We start from the raw sequence: 24,302 nt of genomic DNA, 5'->3' as shown, positions 1-24,302 counted from the left end.
AGGAGATAAACAGCTTTTTTAAACAAAAACAACATATGTCTCAACAAATTTGATATCAAAAAAATCATTTTTGAACAAAGTATGAACAACCTAAATTAAAGAATCTAATTAATGAGGTTACATTTGCAACAGTAAAATAACACTTTTAATAATTATAAAACCTAATAAAGTATGAAGAACATCTTCTTTATTTGCTTTTGTGCGCTATTCGCATTTAGTGGATGCGCAGACGATGATGATGATCTATTAACCGGAGGGAATGTAGATATAGATCTGCTTCCTGATGCCAAACCAAACGATGTTGTTGATCCTCAAGTATTCGAGGCTATCAACCTCAACTACCCCGGTCTGGAAAAAGTTAAAGAATTCTACGAGGCAGGCGAACATTATTATGCAGCCAATGCTTTATTGGAATACTATAGAACGAGAACCAATGTTACAAATCCGAACTTATCTTTAATTAATGTGACGATCTCAGAAGCAGAGCAGGCAAAAGCTGATTATGCACTGGTAGATTATCGCTTTCATGTTAACAACTTCTATGAAGATAAGGAAACCCTGAAACCCTATTCAGTAAAACAAGACGGAGGTATAAACTGGGAGTATTCACCGAAAGATGCATCTGATGAATATCAGAAACAACTTCATCGCCATCAGTGGTTCATCCCCCAAGCCAAAGCTTACCGTGTAAGTGGAGATGAGAAATACATTCAATCATGGATTGAGGTATATAAGAATTGGATAGAAAACAATCCGAAGCCTACAACAGGACCTAATACTACCTCATGGTGGCAGTTACAGGTATCTACCCGTATCGGTGACCAAGTACAATTGCTTGAATACTTCAAGAACTCTGTTAATTTTACTCCGGAATGGCTTTCTACATTCTTGGTAGAATTTGCAGAACAAGCAGACTTTCTCGTAGATTATCCGTATGAATCAGGAGGTAACATACTTATATCACAAGCGAATGCATTGGCTACTGCCGGAACGTTAATGCCGGAATTTAAGAATGCGGAGAAATGGATGAATACAGGATATCAGATACTTAGCGAAGAAGTACAAAATCAAATTATGAGTGACGGATGGCACAAGGAAATGTCGCTCCACTATCATATCGGTATCGTTGCGGATTTCTACGAGGCAATGAAATTAGCAGAGGCAAACCAACTCTCCAGTAAATTGCCGTCAGATTTTACAGAACCACTGCGTAAAGCAGCAGAAGTAGTGATGTACTTCACATATCCTAATTACTTTATCAAGGGTTCCGATAATGTGGTCCCAATGTTCAACGACTCATGGAGCCGGACACGTAATGTCCTTAAAAATACGAACTTTAAGCAATATGTGGAAATGTTCCCGGATAGTGAAGAATTGAAATATATGCAAACTGCCGGAAATGGTGGAACAGCACAGGGACGTACCCCCAATAATGATATGAAGCTATTCGACCAGGCAGGATATTATGTATTACGAAATGGTTGGACACCGGCTTCTACAGTCATGATTTTAAGCAATAACAAGAGTAATGATGCTTCTAATTCACTTAGTGCTTATAGTCATAACCAGCCAGATAATGGAACTTTCGAACTTTACCATAACGGACGAAATTTTTTCCCTGATTCAGGTGTGTGTACTTATTATACCAGCGGTGGAGACAATGACTTACGTTACTGGTTCCGTGGTATCGATAAACACAATACTTTATCAATCGGAAAACAGAATATCAAAAAGGCAGCAGGCAAACTGTTGAAATCAGAGGAAGGAGCGACTGAATTAGTTGTATTTGAGAATCAAGGATATGATAACTTAAAGCACCGTCGTGCAGTCTTTTACGTAAACAAAAAATTCTTTGTATTAGTAGATGAAGGTATTGGAAATGCAGAAGGTACTATTAATCTAAGTTTCAATCTTTGCGAAGGCACTGCCAGCGAAGTTGTTATGGATACAGATAAAAATGGAGTCCATACAGCATTCAGCAATAATAATAACATTATAGTCCGCACTTTTGCCAATAAAGCAGTAACCTGTTCTCCATTCACGGGGCGTATAGCCTATCTCGTAGACGGGGCTTACAACACACGTCAATCTTATACCATCGATATGAATAAGAGTGCTGATGAAACCGCACGTTACATTACAGTTATTCTTCCAGTCAATGGAAGTACTGATACGTCCAGTATCTCAGCCAAATTCATAGATAGCGGATATTCCGAAAACAGCGCTTCTGTAGAAGTAAGTGTGAATGGAGAGACACATACATTATCTTATACCTTATAAACTAATAACTCTTAAAATATGAGATCTAAATTACTAAACATTACTTCAAGATTACTAGGAGTCCTCATAGTAATTGCAGTGACAATAGTCAATAGTTCCTGTTCGGATACAGAAACTACTGACTCTACGAAGTTTACTATTTATTATACAGGAATGACTGATATCGGTCCATCTATGACAGGAGTTATCAGTAGCCCGACTTACAAAGGCGGCACTCCATACGATTTTGCCATTACCAGAATCACTCTTGATGGAGAACCGTTTTCCGATAGCATCTTCGCCATTGATTCGGAAACAGGAAAAATTACTTTAAATAGTACAAGCAATACTCCTGTCGGACTATACAAACTATCTGTCGCATGTTATTCCAACAATAACAGATATGAATATACCGACATTGTGGAAATCAACATGATGAAACCTGTGCCTGATGGAATCAAAACAGATCCGGAGAAACTACAGGTAGAATATGCAGATATTATCGACACAGAAAGCAGCAATGAACTGCCCACCTCTCAAATTAGAACTGAAGGAAATCATATTTCTATTTCAAACTACACCATTGCTTCTGCAATGTGGAATGGAGTTGCAGTAGAAAGTCCCGAAGACTACTTTGCTGTATCAGATAAAGGTGAAATTTCCATCATCAAAGGAAATCAAAACATTCAGCCTGGTAAGTACATCCTATCATTCAAACTGACAACTGCCGCAACTGGAGAGGATCCTGAAAAAGGAATTTTCGAGAATGCGTTGGAAATCAATGTAACTTCCCGCCCACTTTCATTAATATACACTCCTGATGAAGGAAAAATAGAGGAAGAAGGAGAGCGTAGTCCTGAGACCACTTTCCAAAGTAATATTCCCGCATTAAAAGGTTCTGCGGAAGGGCTTGTATACAGTATCAGTTCAGTTAGTCCGAATACGGATAAAATCACAATTGATCCGACAACGGGCGTATTGTCTGTAGCGGCTCATCATGGATTCAAGGATGGAGAAAAATATCAAATCAGTGTGAAGGCTATCAATGAATTTTCTCCAGAAGGCGTAGTATTCGAGAATGTATTCACACTAAATACAGTTGAATTTATAGAACCGATAGCTAACTTCGGATACGCTGATGTAAACGATGTACAAGCTGTAGAAATCGACATTAACAAAAATGAGAATTTCAAAGGTGATGAAGTGAAATATGAATTTGTAAATCTGCCAACTGACCTTCAAGGTGAATTAGCTCTTGATCTGGATGGAAACATCGCCATTAAGAAGGGAAACAAGATTCCTGTCGGGCAATATACAGTTCAGGTTATGGCTACCAATACCAAAGGTTCAGAGACTGCTACATTTACATTAACAATCACAGCAAATCCGAACTATTTTACTTATTTCCGCTACGGAAATAACCTCGGATTAACTCCTATTGAAAACTATGCCGATCAATTCAGAATTGAGGCAGGCGGTAAACTTAACTCTGTAAAACCGGTTCCAACAGCAACAGATGCCAAAGATGGTTTGTCTTCACTAAAGTGGGAAGTAGAATTGAAACATAATCCCAATAATACAAAAGCGACTATTAATGAATCTACCGGACAGATTACAATAACCGGATTAAAACAAGGACAATGTGGCATGGTAATGGTTACCGCAACAGCCGGAGAAGGAAAAACGGCAGTTTCTGTAAAACAACCTGTATTTTTCCATTTCTCAATGATTTCAGACAGTAATGTACAATTAGAGTATACTCCGTTTGTCTTCCAGGTAAATCCGGCAAGAGGTGGTGAGTCAATAGCTCCAAGTTTAGGAGCAGGTATAGATAAATCTACATTCAGATTAGACTATCGCCGTGACTTCTTCTACTATAATATAGCTGGTCCGGATTCACATATAAGTGGGGCATTGGCACAAAAAGTAGATAACTTCTTATCGGAAATGTGGAATTCTTATGATGCGACAGCCGGTACATCCAGAAAACCGATGTCTTACTTTGAAAACACTACTAATTTAAGCAAAGCGTTAGGTTACATTGACCAAACAGACTTCAAAGTACACATTAACCCAAATCTGTGGCGCAACAAAGACGGCTACGCTAACGGGGCTATGATTGGTCAGATAACCTATGACGTCACCGGAAAAGATCCACAAGCTGCAACAAGCGGGGCACGGGTTTCTCCGATATTTATTTGGTTTGATACTAAGTTCTAATAAATACATGCAAAAATACACGTTATGTACTATACAAATATAATAAAATCAATTAGCGCAAGAGGGTTGTTCACCCTCTTGGCACTGATCATGTCGATCAGCTTACATGCCCAGAACGCTACTGTAAAAGGTGTTATTGTAGATGAAACAGATACTCCTCTCATCGGAGCAACTGTTCAGGTTAAGGGAACCGCAACGGGAAGTATAACCGACTTTGATGGAAATTACACAATCAAAGCTAATAAAGGTGCGGTTATTACATTCTCATATATTGGATATAAGACACAGGAAATTAAATTCACAGGCCAGTCGCCGCTTAACGTAAAGATGATTCCTGACAATCAGACACTAGATGAAGTGGTCGTAGTAGGTTATGGTACTATGAAACGTAGTGACCTGACAGGTTCTGTAGCTTCTATCGCCGCCAAAGATGTAGAAGGCTTCAAGACAAGTTCTGTAGCAGGCGCATTAGGAGGTCAGATTGCCGGTGTGCAAATCACATCAACTGACGGTACTCCAGGCGCTGGCTTCAGCATCAATATTCGTGGTGTCGGCACATTGACAGGAGATTCTTCTCCACTTTATATTGTCGATGGTTTTGAAGTAGACGATATCGACTATTTGTCAAACTCTGATATCGAATCTATTGAAGTTTTAAAAGATGCTTCTTCTTCCGCTATCTATGGTGCGCGTGCCGCTAATGGCGTGGTATTAATCACGACCAAATCCGGTAAAACTGGAAGACCGACAATTACCTACAATGGTTCAGCCAGTTATCGTAAAATATCTAAAAAGCTAGACGTTCTTTCCCCATACGAATTTGTTAAGTTACAAGGAGAAGTTAATTCAAAATATTCAGACTCCTACTTCAAGCCGGGAAATGACGATAATGATATTCCCTACCGTTATCAGTCACTTGATGACTATATGGGTGTTAAAGGTGTTAACTGGCAGGATGAAACATTCAATCCTACCTGGTCACAAGACCATAGTTTGTCAATCATGGGAGGTACAGATGATTCTAAATACAACGCATCATTCTCACGCTATATTGAAAACGGTATTTTCAAGAACAGTGGTTTCGATAAAACCACAGGAAAGTTTCGCCTTGACCAAAAGTTAAGTAAAAGTTTGTCTTTCAATATCACCGTCAATTATGCACTGACTAACCGTAAAGGTGTAGGTACATCCGCAGACTCCGGTCGTTTCAATATGTTAGCGCAGATTTTAAGTGCCCGTCCTACTGGGGGATTAAAGCTGACTGATGATGAGCTTCTTGATTCAGCTATTGACCCTGAAATGCTCGAATCTGGCGAAAGCTTGGCACAAGTGAATCCAGTGAAACAAACTGAATCAGTAACAAATACCAAACGCGCCGAAATGTGGTCTGGTAATGGTTCGATAAGCTGGCAGATTATTAAAGGATTGACATTTAAAACTGCCGGAACCTATAACACCACTAATAACCGTACAAATATTTTCTACAAAGATGGTTCCAAGGAGGCTTATCGTAACGGTCAGAAGCCTTATGGACGTACACAAATGGGACGCGACGTACGTTGGACGAACTTCAATAATCTGACTTGGAAACAGAAGGTTAAGAAACACAACTACGATGTTATGTTAGGGCATGAAGTTTCTTTCAGAAGCACTGAATATTTACTAGGCGAAGCAATGGATTTCCCATTCGATAACTTAGGAAATGATTACCTTGGTCTGGGTGCAACACCTAGTAAAGTAGAAAGCAGCTATAGCGAAAAAATGTTGCTATCATTCTTTGCACGTGGAAATTATAACTACGATAACCGTTATTTACTGACGGCAACAGTTCGTGCTGATGGCTCTACTGTTTTCTCTAACAAAAATAAATGGGGATTCTTCCCTTCATTTTCTGCCGCATGGCGTGTTTCCGAGGAAGCATTCATGAAAGATGTTGATTGGGTATCTAACTTCAAAGTTCGCTTGGGTTGGGGTATTGTAGGCAATGACCGTATCTCCAACTACCTTTCTATGGATCTTTACGAAGCTAGTAAATATGGTGTAGGCAACAATACGGTAACTGTATTGACTCCTAAACAACTGAAAAACGCTAATTTGAAGTGGGAAGGTTCAAGCACTATCAACTTGGGTGTTGACTTAGGTTTTCTTGACAACAGATTAAATGTTACTGCCGACTTCTTTGTCAAAAACACTAAAGACTTATTATTAGCACAGTCACTTGCCCATGTTACCGGATTTGATTCACAGATGCAAAACATCGGTAAGATTCAGAACAAGGGTATTGAACTAAGCTTAAATTCGACTAATATTCAGACACGTGATTTCAGTTGGCAAACCAACTTCAATATTTCATTTATCAAAAACACATTAAAAGGATTAGCTTCAGGCGTTGAATCGATGTACGCCCGCTCCGGATTCGACAGCAACTTTACTGCTTATGATTATATTGCTACTGTAGGCCAATCACTCGGCTTGATTTATGGATATGAATTCGACGGAGTTTATCAAAGTTCTGACTTCTATACTACGCCAGACAATCAACTGATATTGAAAGAAGGTGTTACAAACAATGCACGATATGGCACTGTGAAACCAGGAGTAGTTAAATATAAAGACCAAGATGGCGACGGCATAATCACGACCAATGACCGCACGGTAATTGGTAACGCTATGCCCAAATGGTTTGGTGGTATTACAAATACATTTGACTACAAAGGTATCGACTTCAGCTTCATGCTTCAGTTCAACTATGGCAATGACATATATAATGCAACTCGTCTATATTCTACACAATCCAGAAACGGACGTAGAAATATGCTGGCTGAAGTAGCTGACCGTTGGAGCCCGACAAATACTTCCAACCTGGTTCCTTCACAGGATGGATATATTGTAAATGATGTATATTCCCGCTTTATAGAAGACGGATCATTCTTACGTCTGAAGAATGTAACTTTAGGATACACTTTGCCGCACAAATGGACTCGTAAATTTCATGTATCCAGACTCCGTTTGTATGCAACCGGTCAGAATCTGTTCTGCGTAAGCGGATATAGCGGCTATGACCCGGAAGTAAACAGCGCAAGCAATACCCCGATGACTCCGGGACTGGACTGGGGTGCTTATCCAAAAAGTAGAGTATTTACATTTGGTATCGATCTTCAATTCTAATTCATAAAACATATCACATGAAAAAAATAATATACTATATAGCAATGTCGGTAATGTGTTTGCTTCCTTTTTCTTGTTCACTTGAGGAAGAAACCAGAACTGAAGTAGAAAAGAAAAACTACATGAACAATGCGGAGGAAGCAAAAGACGTATTGCTTGGAGTTTATCGTACAAACACTTTAGATGCCATGTATGGATATTACTTATCCATACTCTTTAACCTGGGAACGGATATTTCACAAGTGGAAGGTAGCGGTAATGAAAATTTCCGTATCATTCCGACAAACTCATTCCCAACCACTCAGTCTGAAGTACAGCAAACATGGGCAGCACTTTATACCGGTATTTACAGAGCAAATGATTTTCTGGAACGTATCTCAAATAAAATAGGATCATATACTACAACTGACAAAAAACTCGCCACCTTATACATTGCGGAAGCGAGAGCTTTAAGAGGTATGTTCTACTTTGAATTAGTACGCCGATTTGGAAATGTTGTCTTAATGACAAGTACTCAGATGTCAAATCAGAATCCGGCTACATATGTACAATCAGCTCCAGAAAAGGTATACGAATACATAGAAGACGACTTGTTGTACGCTTGTGACATTTTACCATACGCGACAGATGACCAATATCGCGAAAGCAACGACTATCGTTTCTCAAAAGGAGCAGCATTAGGCTTATTGACCAAAGTTTATGCTACCTGGGCTGGCTATCCGGTAAAGGATGAATCCAAATGGGAAGCTGCTGCAAAAACCGCACGCATTTTGGTAGAATCCGGCAAACATGGACTGTTGAAAGATTACGAACAACTATGGAAGAATACCTGTAATGGCACTTGGGACCCGACTGAAAGTTTGATTGAAATATCATTTTACTCACCGACAGTATCAGGCAACAGTGATCCGGTAGGACGTATCGGTAAGTGGAACGGAGTTAAAACAACCGCTATTGCAGGTGTACGCGGAAGTTGTGCAGCTAACGTAAAAGTAGTTCATACATTTGTGCTTGACTGGAGAGAAGATGTATCGGATATCCGTCGTGATTTATCTATAGCCAACTACCAATATACTGACACAAAAAAATCTCTTTGGGTAGCCGGCGCCAGTGATACAGATGAAAGTGCAGCAGAGAAAGATGCTGATCCTACTAAAGCTCAGAAAAATAAGCAAAACTATACTCCTGCAAAATGGGATATTCAGAAGTATGTAACAACAAATAGTTTCATCAACAATGATAAATCTAATGTGAACTGGTATTTCTTACGCTATGCAGACGTATTATTGCTTTATGCAGAAGCATTAAACGAATGGAAACATGGTCCCGATGCTGAGGCATATAATGCAATCAATGCCGTACGTCGCCGCGGTTATGGCAATCCAAGTAACACAAGCGCATGCGATCTGCCACAAGGACTCGATGAAACAAGTTTTCGTGAAGCAGTCCGCAAAGAACGCAGTTATGAATTATCATTTGAAGGACACCGTCGTCAAGACCTAATCCGTTGGGGTATTTATTATAAAACAGTGCAAGCGACCGCTAAAGAATTAGGTTATTGGTGGGAAGGTACAGGATCACCAAATTATTCAGTAGCCACTTATACAGAAGAAGGCAAACATGAGCTGTTCCCTATTCCACAACGGGACATGGACTTGTGCATCCAATTTAATCAAAATCCCAAATGGTAACTGAATAAAACTCTCTCCAATATGCCCGTGACACGGCATATTGGAGAATATTAAAATCATTTTCGACAAATTCAAAACTAGAAAAGCAGGTATTGAATGCCTTTTAAACAATCCTATCACATAATTTAAACCCATTCATCTACTTTTGCATCAGTTACAAAACTTCTAAAAACAATCACTTAAAATGAATAACATGAAAAAGAAACTTGTTCTCTTTGCTTCGGTTGCCATTGCACTTGCATCGTGCCAGACAACTCCAAAGGAAGACTACAGTTGGATTAAGAAAGGGCTGGATGTAGCTTCTGCCCAGTTACAACTTACAGCAGAAGAAATTGACGGAACCGGTAAGCTTCCACGTTCAATCCGCACCGGATATGACATGGATTTCCTCTGCCGCCAATTAGAAAGAGATCCTTCCACTTTTCAGGATTCACTTCGTCCGCAACCTACTGCCGAACAAATGGGCAAACGTCGTTTATGTGTAGTATACGACTGGACAAGCGGTTTCTTCCCCGGATCACTGTGGTACGCATACGAACTGACCGGAAATGATACACTGAAAGCGGATGCCATTCAATATACAAACCTGCTGAATCCGGTACGCTATTATAAAGGTACACATGATTTGGGATTTATGATCAACTGCAGCTACGGAAACGCTGAGCGTCTGGCTCCTAACGATACCATCAAAGCTGTCATGAAAGAAACTGCCGATAACCTGAGCGGACGTTTCAACGATTCAATCGGAGCCATCCGTTCATGGGACTTTGGCAGCTGGAACTTCCCGGTAATCATCGATAACATGATGAATCTGGACCTTCTGTTCACTGTAAGCAAATGGACAGGCGACAACAAATACAAGGATGTCGCTATCAAGCATGCTATCACTACGATGAAAAATCATTTCCGTCCTGACTATACTTGCTGGCATGTAGTAAGCTATAACAACGACGGCACAGTAGAACGCAAACAGACTCACCAGGGTAAAAACGACGATTCTTCATGGTCGCGCGGACAGGCTTGGGCTGTATACGGATACACTTCCTGCTACCGCGAAACAAATGACACTACCTTCCTGAACTTTGCCGTAAACATAGCCGACATGATCATGGAGCGCGTGAAAACAGACGATGCAATTCCTTACTGGGACTACGATGCTCCTGTCACCGAAGAGACTCCACGCGATGCTTCGGCTGCTGCTGTAACAGCCGCAGGATTCATTGAACTTAGCACAATGGTACCCGACGGAAAGAAATATCTGGATTATGCAGAAAAAATTCTGAAAAGCCTTTCAAGCGACGCATACCTTGCCAAAGTCGGCGAAAACCAGGGATTCATCTTAATGCACTCTGTCGGATCATTGCCGAACGGTTCTGAAATCGATACTCCGCTGAATTATGCTGACTACTACTATTTGGAAGCATTGAAGAGATTCATGGACTTGAAGAAGTTGAGATTGGAGAATGGAGAGGTGAAAGTTATTGAGTAACATAGCTGAGAAAATTCAAATCTAAATTGTAATTTGCAGAATAATAAATGATATCATGAATAAAACCCTGAAATATATCGTCCTGCTGACATTTGCTTGTTTCGTAGGCAAAGGCTATGCCCAAGAGTTGAAAAGCGAGGTATTCTCGCTTCTCAACCTGGACTACCCCGGATTGGAGAAAGTAAAAGCCTTACATCAGGAAGGCAAAGATGAGGATGCCGCAAAAGCACTGCTCGACTACTACCGTGCACGTACGAATGTGAAGACGCCGGATATTAATCTGAAAAAGATCACTATCGGCAAAGAAGAACAGCAATGGGCGGATGACGGATTGAAGCATACATTCTTTGTTCACAAAGGCTATCAGCCTTCTTACAACTACGGAGAAGATATCAACTGGCAATACTGGCCGGTGAAAGACAATGAACTCCGCTGGCAGTTGCACCGTCATAAATGGTTTACTCCGATGGGTAAGGCATACCGTGTATCGGGTGACGAGAAATATGCCAAAGAATGGGCATACCAATACATCGACTGGATTAAAAAGAATCCGTTGGTGAAGATGGACAAGAAAGAATACGAACTGGTAAGTGACGGTAAGATTAAAGGCGAAGTGGAAAATGTACGTTTCGCATGGCGTCCGCTGGAAGTCAGTAATCGTCTGCAGGATCAGACTACCCAGTTCCAGTTGTTCCTCCCCTCTCCTTCTTTCACTCCGGATTTCCTGACTGAATTTCTGGTGAACTATCATAAACATGCCGTACATATTCTGGCTAATTACTCTGATCAGGGTAATCACTTGTTGTTCGAAGCCCAGCGTATGATTTATGCAGGTGCATTCTTCCCGGAATTTAAAGAAGCTCCGGCCTGGAGAAAAAGCGGTATCGACATTCTGAACCGTGAAGTAAACGTACAGGTTTACAACGATGGCGGCCAGTTTGAACTTGACCCGCATTATCATCTTGCTGCTATCAATATCTTCTGCAAGGCATTGGGTATCGCGGATGTTAACGGATTCCGTAATGAGTTCCCACAGGAATATCTGGATACTATCGAAAAGATGATCATGTTCTATGCCAATATTTCTTTCCCGGATTACACAAATCCGTGTTTCAGTGATGCTAAAATCACAGAAAAGAAAGAAATGCTGAAGAACTATCGTGCATGGAGCAAACTGTTCCCGAAAAACGAAACTATCAAGTATTTGGCAACAGACGGCAAAGAAGGCGCGTTACCCGATTATATGTCGAAAGGTTTCCTGAAATCAGGTTTCTTTGTGTTCCGCAATTCCTGGGGAATGGATGCTACACAAATGGTAGTAAAAGCCGGTCCGAAAGGTTTCTGGCACTGTCAGCCGGATAACGGTACTTTCGAAATGTGGTTTAACGGCAAGAACCTGTTCCCAGACTCCGGTTCGTATGTGTATGCCGGTGAAGGCGAAGTGATGGAACAACGCAACTGGCATCGTCAGACTTCCGTACACAACACCGTGACTCTGGACAATAAGAATCTGGAAACAACCGAATCTGTTACTAAACTGTGGCAGCCGGAAGGCAATATCCAGACCTTGGTTACAGAAAACCCAAGCTACAAGAACTTCAAGCACCGCCGTTCGGTCTTCTTCGTAGACAATACCTACTTTGTCATTGTAGATGAAGTATCAGGCAGCGCCAAAGGTTCTGTCAACCTGCACTATCAGATGCCGAAAGGTGAGATAGCCAACAGCCGTGAAGACATGACATTCCTGACTCAATTCGAAGATGGAAGCAACATGAAACTTCAATGCTTCGGCCCTGAAGGCATGAGCATGAAAAAAGAGCCGGGATGGTGTTCTACTGCATATCGCAAGCGCTACAAACGTATGAATGTTTCATTCAACGTAAAGAAAGACAATGAGAATGCGGTACGTTACATCACAGTTATTTACCCAGTCAAGAAGAGCGCAGATGCCCCTAAATTTGACGCTAAGTTCAAGAACAAAACGTTCGATGAAAACGGACTGGAAATAGAAGTGAAAGTAAACGGCAAGAAACAGTCATTAAAATATAAATTATAATCCAGTGACCAGCGAGGCACTGAGGCCAGATTTCCATGCGGATATATGCCCGCTACGGAAAAGGCCTCGGCTCCTCACTGGTCATTTTTATCATCAGATGTTATTTCTATCATGAAAAGCAACCCCTCTACCCTATTGCTTCCATTGGCAGCACTAAGCCTTGCTTCCTGTGCCAACCCCCAAAAAGAAGAAACCAAACGTCCGAACATCATCTTCATGATGACCGACGACCATACCACCCAAGCCATGTCCTGCTATGGTGGCAACCTCATCCAAACTCCCAACATGGACCGCATAGCCAATGAGGGTATCCGTTTTGACAATTGTTATGCAGTCAATGCCCTCTCCGGCCCTTCACGTGCCTGCATTCTCACCGGAAAATTCAGCCATGAGAACGGCTTTACCGATAATGCAAGCACCTTCAACGGTGATCAGCAGACATTCCCGAAACTACTTCAACAAGCCGGTTATCAGACTGCCATGATCGGTAAATGGCATCTTATCAGCGAACCGCAGGGATTTGACCACTGGAGCATACTCAGCGGCCAGCATGAGCAGGGCGACTACTACGACCCTGACTTTTGGGAAGACGGAAAGCACATCGTAGAAAAAGGATATGCAACGGATATTATCACCGACAAGGCAATCAATTTCCTCGAAAACCGCGACAAGAACAAACCTTTCTGCATGATGTATCATCAGAAAGCTCCCCACCGTAACTGGATGCCCGCCCCCCGCCATCTGGGTATATTCAACAATACTATTTTCCCCGAACCCGCAAACCTGTTCGATGACTACGAAGGACGCGGGAAAGCGGCACGGGAACAAGATATGTCGATCGAACATACGCTGACGAATGACTGGGACTTGAAACTGCTCACTCGCGAAGAAATGCTGAAAGATACGACAAACCGCCTGTATAGCGTTTATAAGCGTATGCCCTCAGAAGTACAGGACAAATGGGATTCCGCCTATGCACAGCGCATTGCCGAATACCGCAAAGGCGACCTGAAAGGCAAGGCATTAATCAGCTGGAAATACCAGCAATATATGCGCGATTATCTGGCTACCGTTCTGGCTGTAGACGAGAATATCGGTCGTCTGCTGAATTATCTCGAAAAGATCGGCGAACTGGACAATACCATTATTGTCTATACTTCCGACCAAGGATTCTTTCTGGGTGAACACGGCTGGTTTGACAAACGATTCATGTACGAAGAATGTCAGCGTATGCCGCTTATCATCCGTTATCCGAAGGCCATTAAAGCCGGAAGCACCAGCAGCGCCATCAGCATGAACGTAGACTTCGCCCCTACCTTCCTTGACTTTGCCGGTGTAGAAGTGCCATCTGATATTCAGGGAGCATCACTGAAACCTGTATTGGAAAACGAAGGCAAAACTCCTGCCGACTGGCGTAAAGCAGCCTACTATCATTATTATGAATATCCGGCAGAACACTCCGTAAAACGTCATTATGGCATTCGCACGCAGGACTTCAAACTGATTCATTTCTACAACGACATTGACGAATGGGAAATGTATGACATGAAAGCCGACCCAAGAGAAATGAACAATATCTTCGGGAAAGCGGAATATGCTAAGAAACAAAAAGAGTTGATGCAACTACTTGAAGAAACTCAGAAACAATATAAAGACAATGATCCCGATGAAAAAGAGACAGTGCTTTTCAAAGGAGACAGAAGACTGATGGAAAATCGATAAATAACCCAAAACAATCATATCATGGACAGAAGAAATTTTATAAAGAATACTGGCTGGTCTTTTTTAGGACTGGCAGCATCCGGCAGCCTGCTCGGCTCTTGTGCGGCAGGAAGTAAAGAAGCCAAAAAGAAAATGCCATCGGCAAGTGACCTCAAAATGTACTGGGGAGACCTGCACAACCATTGTAACATCACATACGGACACGGCGATATGCGCGATGCTTTTGAAGCAGCGAAAGGACAGTTGGATTTTGTAAGTGTAACACCCCACGCCATGTGGCCGGATATCCCCGGAGCAGACGATCCACGCCTGAAATGGGTAATCGACTACCATACCGGTGCTTTCAAACGTTTGCGCGAAGGCGGATATGAGAAGTACGTAGCCATGACAAACGAATATAATAAAGAAGGAGAATTCCTCACTTTCGTTGGATATGAAGCACACAGCATGGAACATGGCGACCATGTTGCCTTGAACTACGATCTCGATGCACCGCTTGTAGAGTGTACCTCCATCGAAGACTGGAAACAGAAAGCCAAAGGACACAAAGTATTTATCACTCCTCACCATATGGGCTATCAGGGTGGTTATCGCGGCTATAACTGGAAATGCTTTACCGAAGGAGACCAGACCCCGTTCGTAGAAATGTATTCCCGTCACGGTCTGGCCGAAAGCGATCAGGGGGACTATCCATACTTGCACGATATGGGCCCCCGCCAATGGGAAGGAACCATTCAATATGGTCTGGAACTGGGTAATAAATTCGGTATTATGGCTTCTACCGACCAACATTCGGGTTATCCGGGCAGTTATGGTGACGGCCGTATCGGTGTACTGGCTCCGTCATTGACCCGCGACGCTATATGGGAAGCACTTCGGACCCGCCACGTATGCGCCGCAACCGGCGATAAAATTTTGATTGACTTCCGCCTCAACGATGCTTTCATGGGTGACGTAGTGCGTGGCAACAGCCGCCGCATTTATCTGAATGTTACCGGAGAAAGTTGCATCGACTATGTGGATATCGTCAAGAACGGTCAGATTCTGGCCCGCATGAATGGTCCGTTGACTCCGGTTGCCCCCGAAGGTGATACTGTCCGCTGCAAAGTGAAAGTAGATTTCGGATGGAACCGTGAAGAGCAGTATGTACACTGGCAAGGTAAATTGTCTGTAGACAAAGGACGCATTCTGAGCGTCACTCCATGTTTCCGCGGTGCAGCCTTCACTTCTCCGCAAGAAGGGGAAACAGAATTCCATACTCACGTAAACCGCATTGTATCCGCAGACGAAAAAGAAACCGAACTGGATATGTACAGCAGCAAGAATCCGAATACGACTACCGCTGCCATGCAAGCTGTCATCCTCGAAGTAGAGATGCCGAAAGACGGAAAAGTGATTGCTGATTTCAACGGCAAGAAGTTTGAACACACATTGGGCGAATTGCTCGAAGGCTCACGTTCGCACTTCATGATCGGCTGGCTGAGCGAAGCGATTCTCTTCAATCGTGCTATGCCCGAAAGCTGTTTCACTGTGGAACACTATATGGAAGATAAAGAGCCTCAGCGTGATACAGATTACTACTACGTGCGTGTTCGCCAGCGTGACGGGCAATGGGCATGGAGTTCACCTATCTGGGCAGAAAGAGTATAAACTGGTATATGAAAGAAAACAGTTGCTTTGCTTGTGCCAAGCCGTTGGCACAGTTGTGTCAAGCTGTTGGCACTGCTATGCCAAGCCTTTGGCACAAGCGTGCCAATACGGTGGCACAAGCATGGCACAGTATAAACGAATTTAAAACATACCTAGTTATATGGAAAAAGAATACGCTATAGGAATTGATCTTGGCGGGACTTCTGTGAAATACGCTCTTATTGATAATAATGGCGTATTTCACTTTCAAGGGAAGCTACCGTCGAATGCCGACGTATCAGCCGAAGCTGTCATCGGGCAATTAGTCAAGGCAGTCAATGAAGTGAAAACCTTTGCCGAAGCAAAGAGGTATACAATAGCCGGTATCGGGATAGGGACGCCGGGAATTGTCGATTGTACGAATCGTATCGTATTGGGAGGTGCGGAGAATATTCAAGGCTGGGAAAATCTGAAACTGGCAGACCGGATGGAAAAAGAGACCGGACTTCCTACCCAACTGGGAAATGACGCTAATCTGATGGGACTTGGCGAAACGATGTACGGAGCCGGAAACGGAGCCACTCATGTGGTCTTTCTGACTGTAGGAACCGGTATCGGTGGCGCAGTCATAATTGACGGCAAACTGTTTAACGGATACGCCAATAGAGGTACTGAATTGGGACATGTCCCCTTGATAGCTAATGGTGAACCTTGCGCCTGCGGTTCAATAGGATGCCTTGAACATTATGCTTCCACTGCCGCACTGGTCCGTCGTTTCAGCAAACGGATAGCCGAAGCCGGCATCTCTTATCCGAATGAAGAAATAAACGGAGAATTGATCGTCCGTCTCTATAAACAAGGAGATAAGATTGCGGCTGAGTCGCTGAACGAACATTGTGATTTCCTCGGTCACGGCATTGCCGGATTTATTAATATCTTCAGCCCTCAAAGAGTCGTTATCGGCGGAGGACTGTCCGAAGCCGGAGACTTTTATATTCAGAAAGTAAGTGAGAAAGCCCTTCGCTATGCCATCCCCGACTGTGCCGTGAACACGGAAATCATGGCAGCCTCTTTAGGCAACAAAGCCGGAAGTATCGGTGCCGCCTCCCTCTTTTTAAATAGAAAACCGAATTAAATGAAGAGCAGAAAACCTTCTCAACTTATTTAAGATTATGAAGAAAAATCTAGGAATGCTGGCGCTGATTATGGCGTTCTGGTTCACTATCTCGTTTATTACCAATATTCTGGGACCGCTTATTCCGGACATTATCCACAATTTCAATCTGAGCGATCTTGCGATGGCGGGGTTTATCCCGACTTCCTTCTTTCTGGCTTACGCCATTATGTCCATCCCTGCCGGACTACTGATCGACCGTTTCGGTGAAAAGCCTGTCTTGTTCTGTGGATTCCTGATGCCGTTTATCGGAACCATCCTGTTCGCCTGTATGCATACTTATCCGATGTTGCTAGCTTCATCTTTCATCATCGGTCTGGGAATGGCAATGCTGCAAACCGTGCTGAATCCGCTCCAACGTACTGTAGGAGGAGAAGAAAACTATGCTTTCATCGCTGAACTGGCACAATTTATGTTCGGTATCGCCTCCTTCCTAAGCCCGTTGGCATATACTTATCTGATTCGGGAACTTGATCCTGCCACTTATACAGCAGGAAAAAGCCTTATCCTTGACTTGCTGGCGGATATGACGCCACAAGATATGCCTTGGGTATCTCTCTACTGGGTATTTACCTTATTGTTGCTGGTGATGCTGATTGCCGTCGGCGTTTCGCATTTCCCGAAGATTGAACTGAAAGAAGATGAGAAAAGCGGATCGAAAGATTCCTACCTCGCCCTGTTCAAGCAGAAATATGTATGGTTGTTCTTTCTGGGAATCTTCTGCTATGTCAGTACGGAACAAGGAACCTCTATCTTCATGAGTACCTTCCTCGAACAATATCACGGTGTAAACCCGCAGACGGAAGGTGCGCAGGCAGTCAGCTACTTCTGGGGACTGATGACGGCAGGCTGTCTGGTCGGAATGATTCTTCTGAAACTGATTGACAGCAAACGCCTGCTACAGGTTTCGGGGGTATTGACGATAGTGCTGTTACTAGCCGCTTTATTCGGAAGCAAGGATGTTTCGCTAATCGCCTTTCCTGCTATCGGATTCAGTATTTCCATGATGTACTCTATCGTCTTCTCATTGGCGCTGAACTCGGCTTCACAGCATCACGGCTCATTTGCCGGAATTTTATGTTCGGCTATCGTGGGTGGAGCAGGCGGGCCGATGATTGTGAGTACATTGGCAGATGCTACGTCCCTGCGTACAGGTATGCTGTCTATCCTGCTCTTTGTGGGATATATCACCTTCATCGGTTTCTGGGCACATCCGCTGATCAACAACAAGACAATCAGTCTGAAAGAACTCTTAAAAAAATAAGATGATGAAACAACGATATTATATTTTCCTGTTATTTGTAGCTATGCTTTCCTATAGTGGATATGCGCAGAAAAGCATCCTGCGTCTGAGTCAGCAGACGCTGATGCATGAAGTCCGCGAAACACCTTCTCCACTGGGCGGTCAGCACATAGCAGTCAATCCGCCGCGTTTCATGTGGCCGGATAAGTTCCCCCACCTCGGACCTGTGCTTGACGGAGTGGAAGAAGAAGATCACAAACCGGAAGTGACATACCGCATCCGTATCGCACGTGATCCTGAGTTTAAATCGGAAGTAATGACCGCCGAAAGAAACTGGGCTTTCTTCAATCCTTTCAAACTCTTTGAAAAAGGGAAATGGTATTGGCAGCACGCCTACCTTGATAAGGACGGCAAAGAAGAATGGTCGCCCGTCTATCATTTCTATGTGGACGAGCAGACACGTACGTTCAATCCTCCCTCCTTGCAAGAAGTGCTGGCGAAGTTCTCTCAAAGCCATCCCCGTATCCTGCTCGATGCCAAAGACTGGGATCAGATCATCGAGCGGAACAAGAATAATCCGGAAGCGCAGCTCTATATTCAGAAAGCAAGGAAATGCCTCAATCATCCATTGAAACATCTGGAGGAGGAAATCGATACCACCCAAGTAGTCAAATTGACGAACATCGTACAATATCGCTCGGCATTGATTCGGGAAAGCCGCAAGATAGTAGACCGCGAAGAAGCGAACATAGAAGCTATGGTACGCGCTTATCTGCTGACGAAAGACGAAGTGTACTACAAAGAAGGTATCAAACGTCTTTCCGAAATTCTTTCGTGGAAAGACAGTAAGTACTTCGCAGGAGATTTCAACCGCTCCACGATTCTGTCCATGAGTACTTCCGCTTATGATGCATGGTACAATCTGTTAACGCCTGCCGAGAAACAGTTGCTTCTCGAAACGATCAGCGAAAACGCCCATAAGTTTTATCATGAATATGTGAATCATCTGGAAAACCGTATTGCCGACAATCATGTATGGCAGATGACTTTCCGTATTCTGAATATGGCAGCTTTTGCTACATACGGTGAATTGCCGATGGCTTCCACTTGGGTAGATTATTGCTATAACGAATGGGTATCCCGTCTGCCGGGACTCAACACCGACGGAGGATGGCACAACGGTGACTCTTATTTCCATGTCAACCTTCGTACATTGATCGAAGTTCCCGCTTTCTATTCACGTATCAGCGGTTTCGATTTCTTTGCCGATCCCTGGTATAACAACAATGCGCTCTATGTAATCTATCATCAGCCTCCGTTCTCCAAATCTGCGGGACACGGCAACTCCCATGAAACGAAAATGAAACCGAACGGGACACGGGTCGGCTATGCGGATGCTTTAGCACGTGAATGCAATAATCCGTGGGCAGCCGCCTACGCACGTACCATTCTGGAGAAAGAACCGGATATCATGAAAAAGTCTTTTCTTGGAAAAGCAGGTGATCTGACCTGGTATCGCTGCATTACTGACAAGGCACTCCCGAAAGAAGAACACTCATTGGCAGAGTTGCCGATGACGAAAGTATTTAATGAAACGGGAATTGCTACGATGCATACTTCGTTGGGGGATATAGAAAAGAACACAATGTTGTCATTCCGTTCCAGTCCATACGGTTCAACTTCGCACGCATTGGCCAATCAGAATGCATTTAATACCTTCTATGGAGGCAAGGCGATCTTCTATAGCAGCGGACATCGTACCGGTTTTACCGATGACCATTGTATGTATTCCTATCGAAACACCCGTGCGCACAATAGTATTCTGGTCAACGGAATGACTCAGACTATAGGAACGGAAGGTTACGGATGGATTCCCCGTTGGTATGAAGGAGAAAAGATTTCGTATATGGTGGGAGACGCTTCCAATGCTTACGGAAAGATCACAGCTCCTATCTGGTTGAAACGTGGTGAACTTTCCGGCACGCAGTACACTCCCGAAAAGGGATGGGATGAGAACAAACTGAAGATGTTCCGTCGGCACATCATTCAATTAGGCAATACGGGAGTGTATGTGATTTATGATGAACTGGAAGGAAAAGAAGCGGTCACATGGAGCTATCTGCTGCATACGGTAGAACTTCCGATGGAAATGCAGGAACTTCCTGATGAAGTGAAAGTTACGGGAAAGAATAAGGATGGAGGCATCTCTGTTGCTCATCTTTTCAGTTCGGCAAAGACGGAACAGGCCATCGTAGATACCTTCTTCTGCGCTCCAACCAACTGGAAGAATGTAACCAATGCCCAAGGAAAAGCTGTGAAGTATCCCAATCACTGGCATTTTTCGTCTACTACCATTCCATGTAAAACTGCCCGTTTCCTCACCGTTATGGATACACATGGAAATAACCGTGCGGATATGAAAGTGGTTCGCCAAGGCAATACCGTACAAGTAGGCGACTGGATTATTACCTGCAATCTGACGGAGAAAGGGAAAGCGGCAATCAGCGTCACCCATCAAGCGGAAAAGGTTTCTTTGAAATACGATGCCGGCAAGAAGGAAGGTGCGACTATCATCACAGATCAAGTACAAGGGAAACAGGTCAATAAGGTTCTGACTGACTATTTACCGGATTTTGAGATATAATTTCTCAATTCTGGCACACAATATGGAGCTATTCAATGGTTATTATAAACTTACGAATAGCTCCTTTCTTTTATTGTCTTTTATTGAAGGTGACAATGCTTATTATGCCACATTTCAAGCATTAATAATGTCCATGACAGGTATTAATATCTGACTTTTCAGGTATTAACATCTGACAACTCAACCATTAATACCTGAGATGTGGGATATAAAAAGACAGTAGATCACTGTACCTTTATCATAATGAGCATTGAGTTTACTACTAAAAAATTGTATCTTTGCCTATGTTGGTACTCTACGCAAACATTGAAACCTGCATAAATGTTATATCAACAGATAAAATTTAAATAGAATAAAAGATGAAATACATTGGAGCACATGTAAGCGCATCCGGCGGCGTAGAATTCGCCCCTGTCAATGCGCATGAGATTGGAGCAAATGCCTTTGCCCTGTTTACTAAAAATCAACGTCAATGGGTGAGTAAACCATTGAAAGAAGAAAACATCCGTCTTTTCAAAGAAAATTGCACTAAGTACAATTTCCAAACAGACTATATTTTACCGCATGACAGTTACCTTATTAATTTGGGACACCCCGAAGAAGAAGGATTGGAGAAAAGTCGAGCTGCCTTTTTAGATGAGATGCAACGCTGTGAACAATTAGGACTGAAACTTCTCAATTTCCATCCCGGCAGCCATCTGAATAAAATCTCCATAGAGGATTGTCTCGCACTCATTGCAGAAAGTATCAACCTGACTTTGGAGAAGACTAAAGGAGTAACGGCCGTTATTGAAAATACTGCGGGGCAAGGCAGTAATTTAGGAAGTGAATTCTGGCAATTAAGATATATCATCGACCGGGTGAATGATAAAAGCCGTGTAGGTATTTGCCTGGATACTTGCCATACATATACAGCGGGATATGACATAGTGAATGATTACGATAAAGTCTTTGACGAATTTGAAAAAGAAGTAGGTTTCGAGTATCTGCGTGGTATGCACCTGAATGATTCTAAAAAAGAATTAGGCAGTCATGTTGACCGTCACGATAACATAGGCCAGGGACTGATCGGGAGTGCATTCTTTGAAAGATTAATGAAAGATTCAAGATTCGATAATATGCCACTTATTCTTGAAACACCCGATGAAAGCAAGTGGGCAGAAGAAATTGCATGGTTGAGAAGCGTTGAATAAACGCTTCACTTCTTTTTTAATAAATATTCGCCATACTGACTAACGGCTCATAGAGTTTCTCGATATCCTGCGAGTCCATTTCTATCTGCACCTGATCCCCCGGCATCAGTTTCTGCCCTTTGGGAGGCCAGTTTTTCCGGTCACGATGAACATTAATAATAATACAACGTTCCGGCAGGCGAAGTTCATCCACGATTTTACCATCCAGGTAAGAACCGCTCATGACCTCTACCGATAAAGTGTAGCGAGCCTCTTCTTTAAACGCAGGAGAATTAATCATATCATCATATAAAATCACATTGAAAGGTTTTATCTGAAGCATTTCCGTGAAATAGTAAGTCAGTCCTCCCACTACAATAGAAGGATAAAAGACTTCCAGATGTCCCGTAATCTCAGTAATCAGCACAATAGCGGTGAGAGGTGTACGTATGACCGCAACCAGAAAAGCAGACATACAGATCAACATGATATAACTGATATTTTCATAAGCAATCACTCCTTGCTGAACCAGAATCAATGCAACTATTTGCCCTAAAAGCCCTCCTGTCACTAATGTAGGAATGAAACTTCCTCCCGGCAGTCCTGACGAAAAAGAAAAGGTACTGAATACAAAATGCAACAACATCATACCGACAATCCAAAGAATATGGGTATCGGGATGCATGGCCTGTGCCAACAGAAACTGTTCCCCACCTCCTGTCAGATTGACTTCTGCCATAGAGATGAGATAAGCAATAAAGAGCAGATATAGCATTTTTACGTATTCCGGATGCTTGATGGCCGGATAGATACGTTTGACCTGAAGCGTAGTGACAGAAAAGAACTTTCCGAAAACAGAAACCACAGCCGCCAAAAGAAGAAACAACTTTACCTGTGACCAGAAAGTCATTCCCGGTACAATCGCATCAATCTGAAAATACGGATTGATAGGAAAAAGCCAACTGGCGACTCCTCCGGCAACGACTCCTGCCAGCAAGGTAGTAATCGCCGTCTTTGGCGCATCAAACCGTTCAATAGATTCTATAACCAGCAATGAGGAAGCCAACGGAGCAGCAAAAGCAGCCGCCAACCCGGCACCGGCACCCGCCGCCAACAATTGTTTCCGCTCGCCGGCAAGCACTCTCCCCCATTTAGAAACCAGACATCCTACATACGAACCGATCTGCACCGAAGGTCCTTCACGTCCCAAAGACAAACCGGTGCTTAGCGCAAGTATTCCTCCCACAAATTTGGCAATCACCTCAATGAAAGGATGTTTATACGCAACTCTTCCATTGATAACTCCACGTGTTTGTGGAATACCTCCTCCTGTGATCAACGGCATCTTTTTCACCAGCCAGGAGACAAATATAAGAATCCCCCACATTAACAGAAAAAGAGGAAGGTACCAATACCATTTAGGATGAGAATCAAAGAAGTCATGGCGAAGATTGAAGAAGAACTGAAGCAGGTAATGATAAGGCACAGCAATAAGCCCCGTCAGTAACCCGACAAAGATACTGACAAAGTAAAGCCGCGCATCAATCAATTTGAGTTTGAAGATACGCCAACGTCCTCTGTCCTTTAATTTTTTAATCAGTCGAAACTCCATTCAGCAAAGTTTTCATTGTTTTCGCATGGATACAACAATTAATACCCCGCAGAGGTTTCAGACTGATAAATATTTAATCAGCTTTATCCTTCCAGCAGATTCAGACGCAGAATACCATGTATCATGAGTCAGCATCAACTACACGTCCGGCAAAGCTCTCTTTGCCGGACTGTGCATAGGCTGCCAAAACTTATCAGTAACAAGACACAATGAATAATCAAAC

13 protein-coding genes are annotated in these 24,302 nt (G+C 43.1%); 12 read left to right on the top strand and 1 reads right to left on the bottom strand.

Going from position 1 to position 24,302, the window contains the following annotated elements; all coding sequences use genetic code 11:
* Positions 1-171 precede the first annotated feature (171 nt).
* From hepC (BT_RS23490) to nfo, 12 genes are all read left to right on the top strand, one after another.
* The gene (gene hepC, locus BT_RS23490) at positions 172-2,280 is read left to right on the top strand and encodes a heparin-sulfate lyase HepC (RefSeq protein ID WP_008760377.1); all 2,109 of its coding nucleotides are present in this window, start codon (positions 172-174) and stop codon (positions 2,278-2,280) included.
* Between the two features lie 18 nt (positions 2,281-2,298).
* The gene (locus BT_RS23485) at positions 2,299-4,479 is read left to right on the top strand and encodes a surface glycan-binding family protein (RefSeq protein ID WP_008760376.1); all 2,181 of its coding nucleotides are present in this window, start codon (positions 2,299-2,301) and stop codon (positions 4,477-4,479) included.
* 24 nt (positions 4,480-4,503) lie between these two features.
* Complete coding sequence (locus BT_RS23480; RefSeq protein WP_008760375.1) at positions 4,504-7,647, top strand: SusC/RagA family TonB-linked outer membrane protein; 3,144 nt, start codon at positions 4,504-4,506, stop codon at positions 7,645-7,647.
* Between the two features lie 17 nt (positions 7,648-7,664).
* The gene (locus BT_RS23475) at positions 7,665-9,338 is read left to right on the top strand and encodes a RagB/SusD family nutrient uptake outer membrane protein (RefSeq protein ID WP_008766873.1); all 1,674 of its coding nucleotides are present in this window, start codon (positions 7,665-7,667) and stop codon (positions 9,336-9,338) included.
* A 184-nt stretch (positions 9,339-9,522) separates the two neighbouring features.
* Positions 9,523-10,827 carry a DUF4995 domain-containing protein gene (locus tag BT_RS23470; protein WP_008766874.1) on the top strand — a complete coding sequence of 435 codons (1,305 nt, stop codon included), beginning with the start codon at positions 9,523-9,525 and terminating at the stop codon, positions 10,825-10,827.
* A 55-nt stretch (positions 10,828-10,882) separates the two neighbouring features.
* A complete protein-coding gene (gene hepC / locus BT_RS23465) occupies positions 10,883-12,883 on the top strand; it encodes a heparin-sulfate lyase HepC (RefSeq protein WP_011109364.1) in 2,001 nt (666 codons plus the stop codon).
* 111 nt (positions 12,884-12,994) lie between these two features.
* A complete protein-coding gene (locus tag BT_RS23460) occupies positions 12,995-14,605 on the top strand; it encodes a sulfatase family protein (RefSeq protein WP_158257889.1) in 1,611 nt (536 codons plus the stop codon).
* A gap of 21 nt (positions 14,606-14,626) precedes the next feature.
* Positions 14,627-16,255, top strand: a complete 1,629-nt coding sequence (locus tag BT_RS23455) for a hypothetical protein (protein WP_016268198.1) — start codon at positions 14,627-14,629, stop codon at positions 16,253-16,255.
* A 160-nt stretch (positions 16,256-16,415) separates the two neighbouring features.
* A complete protein-coding gene (locus BT_RS23450) occupies positions 16,416-17,369 on the top strand; it encodes an ROK family protein (RefSeq protein WP_011109361.1) in 954 nt (317 codons plus the stop codon).
* Positions 17,370-17,406: 37 nt separating this feature from the next.
* A complete protein-coding gene (locus BT_RS23445; RefSeq protein WP_162303135.1) occupies positions 17,407-18,672 on the top strand; it encodes a sugar MFS transporter in 1,266 nt (421 codons plus the stop codon).
* Between the two features lies 1 nt (position 18,673).
* The gene (locus BT_RS23440) at positions 18,674-21,295 is read left to right on the top strand and encodes a DUF4962 domain-containing protein (protein ID WP_164927915.1); all 2,622 of its coding nucleotides are present in this window, start codon (positions 18,674-18,676) and stop codon (positions 21,293-21,295) included.
* Between the two features lie 359 nt (positions 21,296-21,654).
* Positions 21,655-22,488 carry a deoxyribonuclease IV gene (gene nfo / locus BT_RS23435; protein WP_011109358.1) on the top strand — a complete coding sequence of 278 codons (834 nt, stop codon included), beginning with the start codon at positions 21,655-21,657 and terminating at the stop codon, positions 22,486-22,488.
* A gap of 16 nt (positions 22,489-22,504) precedes the next feature.
* Here nfo and BT_RS23430 read toward each other — a convergent pair whose 3' ends face one another.
* Positions 22,505-24,079 (bottom strand): ClC family H(+)/Cl(-) exchange transporter, encoded by a 1,575-nt coding sequence (locus BT_RS23430; protein ID WP_008760366.1) that lies wholly within the window; start codon positions 24,077-24,079, stop codon positions 22,505-22,507.
* Positions 24,080-24,302: the final 223 nt, after the last annotated feature.

The sequence above is a fragment of the Bacteroides thetaiotaomicron VPI-5482 genome, from assembly GCF_000011065.1.
Lineage (GTDB): Bacteria > Bacteroidota > Bacteroidia > Bacteroidales > Bacteroidaceae > Bacteroides > Bacteroides thetaiotaomicron.
This window is presented reverse-complemented; position numbering and strand designations above follow the sequence as displayed.

Coding starts and splice junctions, on each gene's coding strand:
- hepC (WP_008760377.1), top strand. CDS start 172: ATGAAGAACATCTTCTTTATTTGCTTTTGTGCGCTATTCGCATTTAGT.
- BT_RS23485 (WP_008760376.1), top strand. CDS start 2,299: ATGAGATCTAAATTACTAAACATTACTTCAAGATTACTAGGAGTCCTC.
- BT_RS23480 (WP_008760375.1), top strand. CDS start 4,504: ATGTACTATACAAATATAATAAAATCAATTAGCGCAAGAGGGTTGTTC.
- BT_RS23475 (WP_008766873.1), top strand. CDS start 7,665: ATGAAAAAAATAATATACTATATAGCAATGTCGGTAATGTGTTTGCTT.
- BT_RS23470 (WP_008766874.1), top strand. CDS start 9,523: ATGAATAACATGAAAAAGAAACTTGTTCTCTTTGCTTCGGTTGCCATT.
- hepC (WP_011109364.1), top strand. CDS start 10,883: ATGAATAAAACCCTGAAATATATCGTCCTGCTGACATTTGCTTGTTTC.
- BT_RS23460 (WP_158257889.1), top strand. CDS start 12,995: ATGAAAAGCAACCCCTCTACCCTATTGCTTCCATTGGCAGCACTAAGC.
- BT_RS23455 (WP_016268198.1), top strand. CDS start 14,627: ATGGACAGAAGAAATTTTATAAAGAATACTGGCTGGTCTTTTTTAGGA.
- BT_RS23450 (WP_011109361.1), top strand. CDS start 16,416: ATGGAAAAAGAATACGCTATAGGAATTGATCTTGGCGGGACTTCTGTG.
- BT_RS23445 (WP_162303135.1), top strand. CDS start 17,407: ATGAAGAAAAATCTAGGAATGCTGGCGCTGATTATGGCGTTCTGGTTC.
- BT_RS23440 (WP_164927915.1), top strand. CDS start 18,674: ATGATGAAACAACGATATTATATTTTCCTGTTATTTGTAGCTATGCTT.
- nfo (WP_011109358.1), top strand. CDS start 21,655: ATGAAATACATTGGAGCACATGTAAGCGCATCCGGCGGCGTAGAATTC.
- BT_RS23430 (WP_008760366.1), bottom strand. CDS start 24,079: ATGGAGTTTCGACTGATTAAAAAATTAAAGGACAGAGGACGTTGGCGT.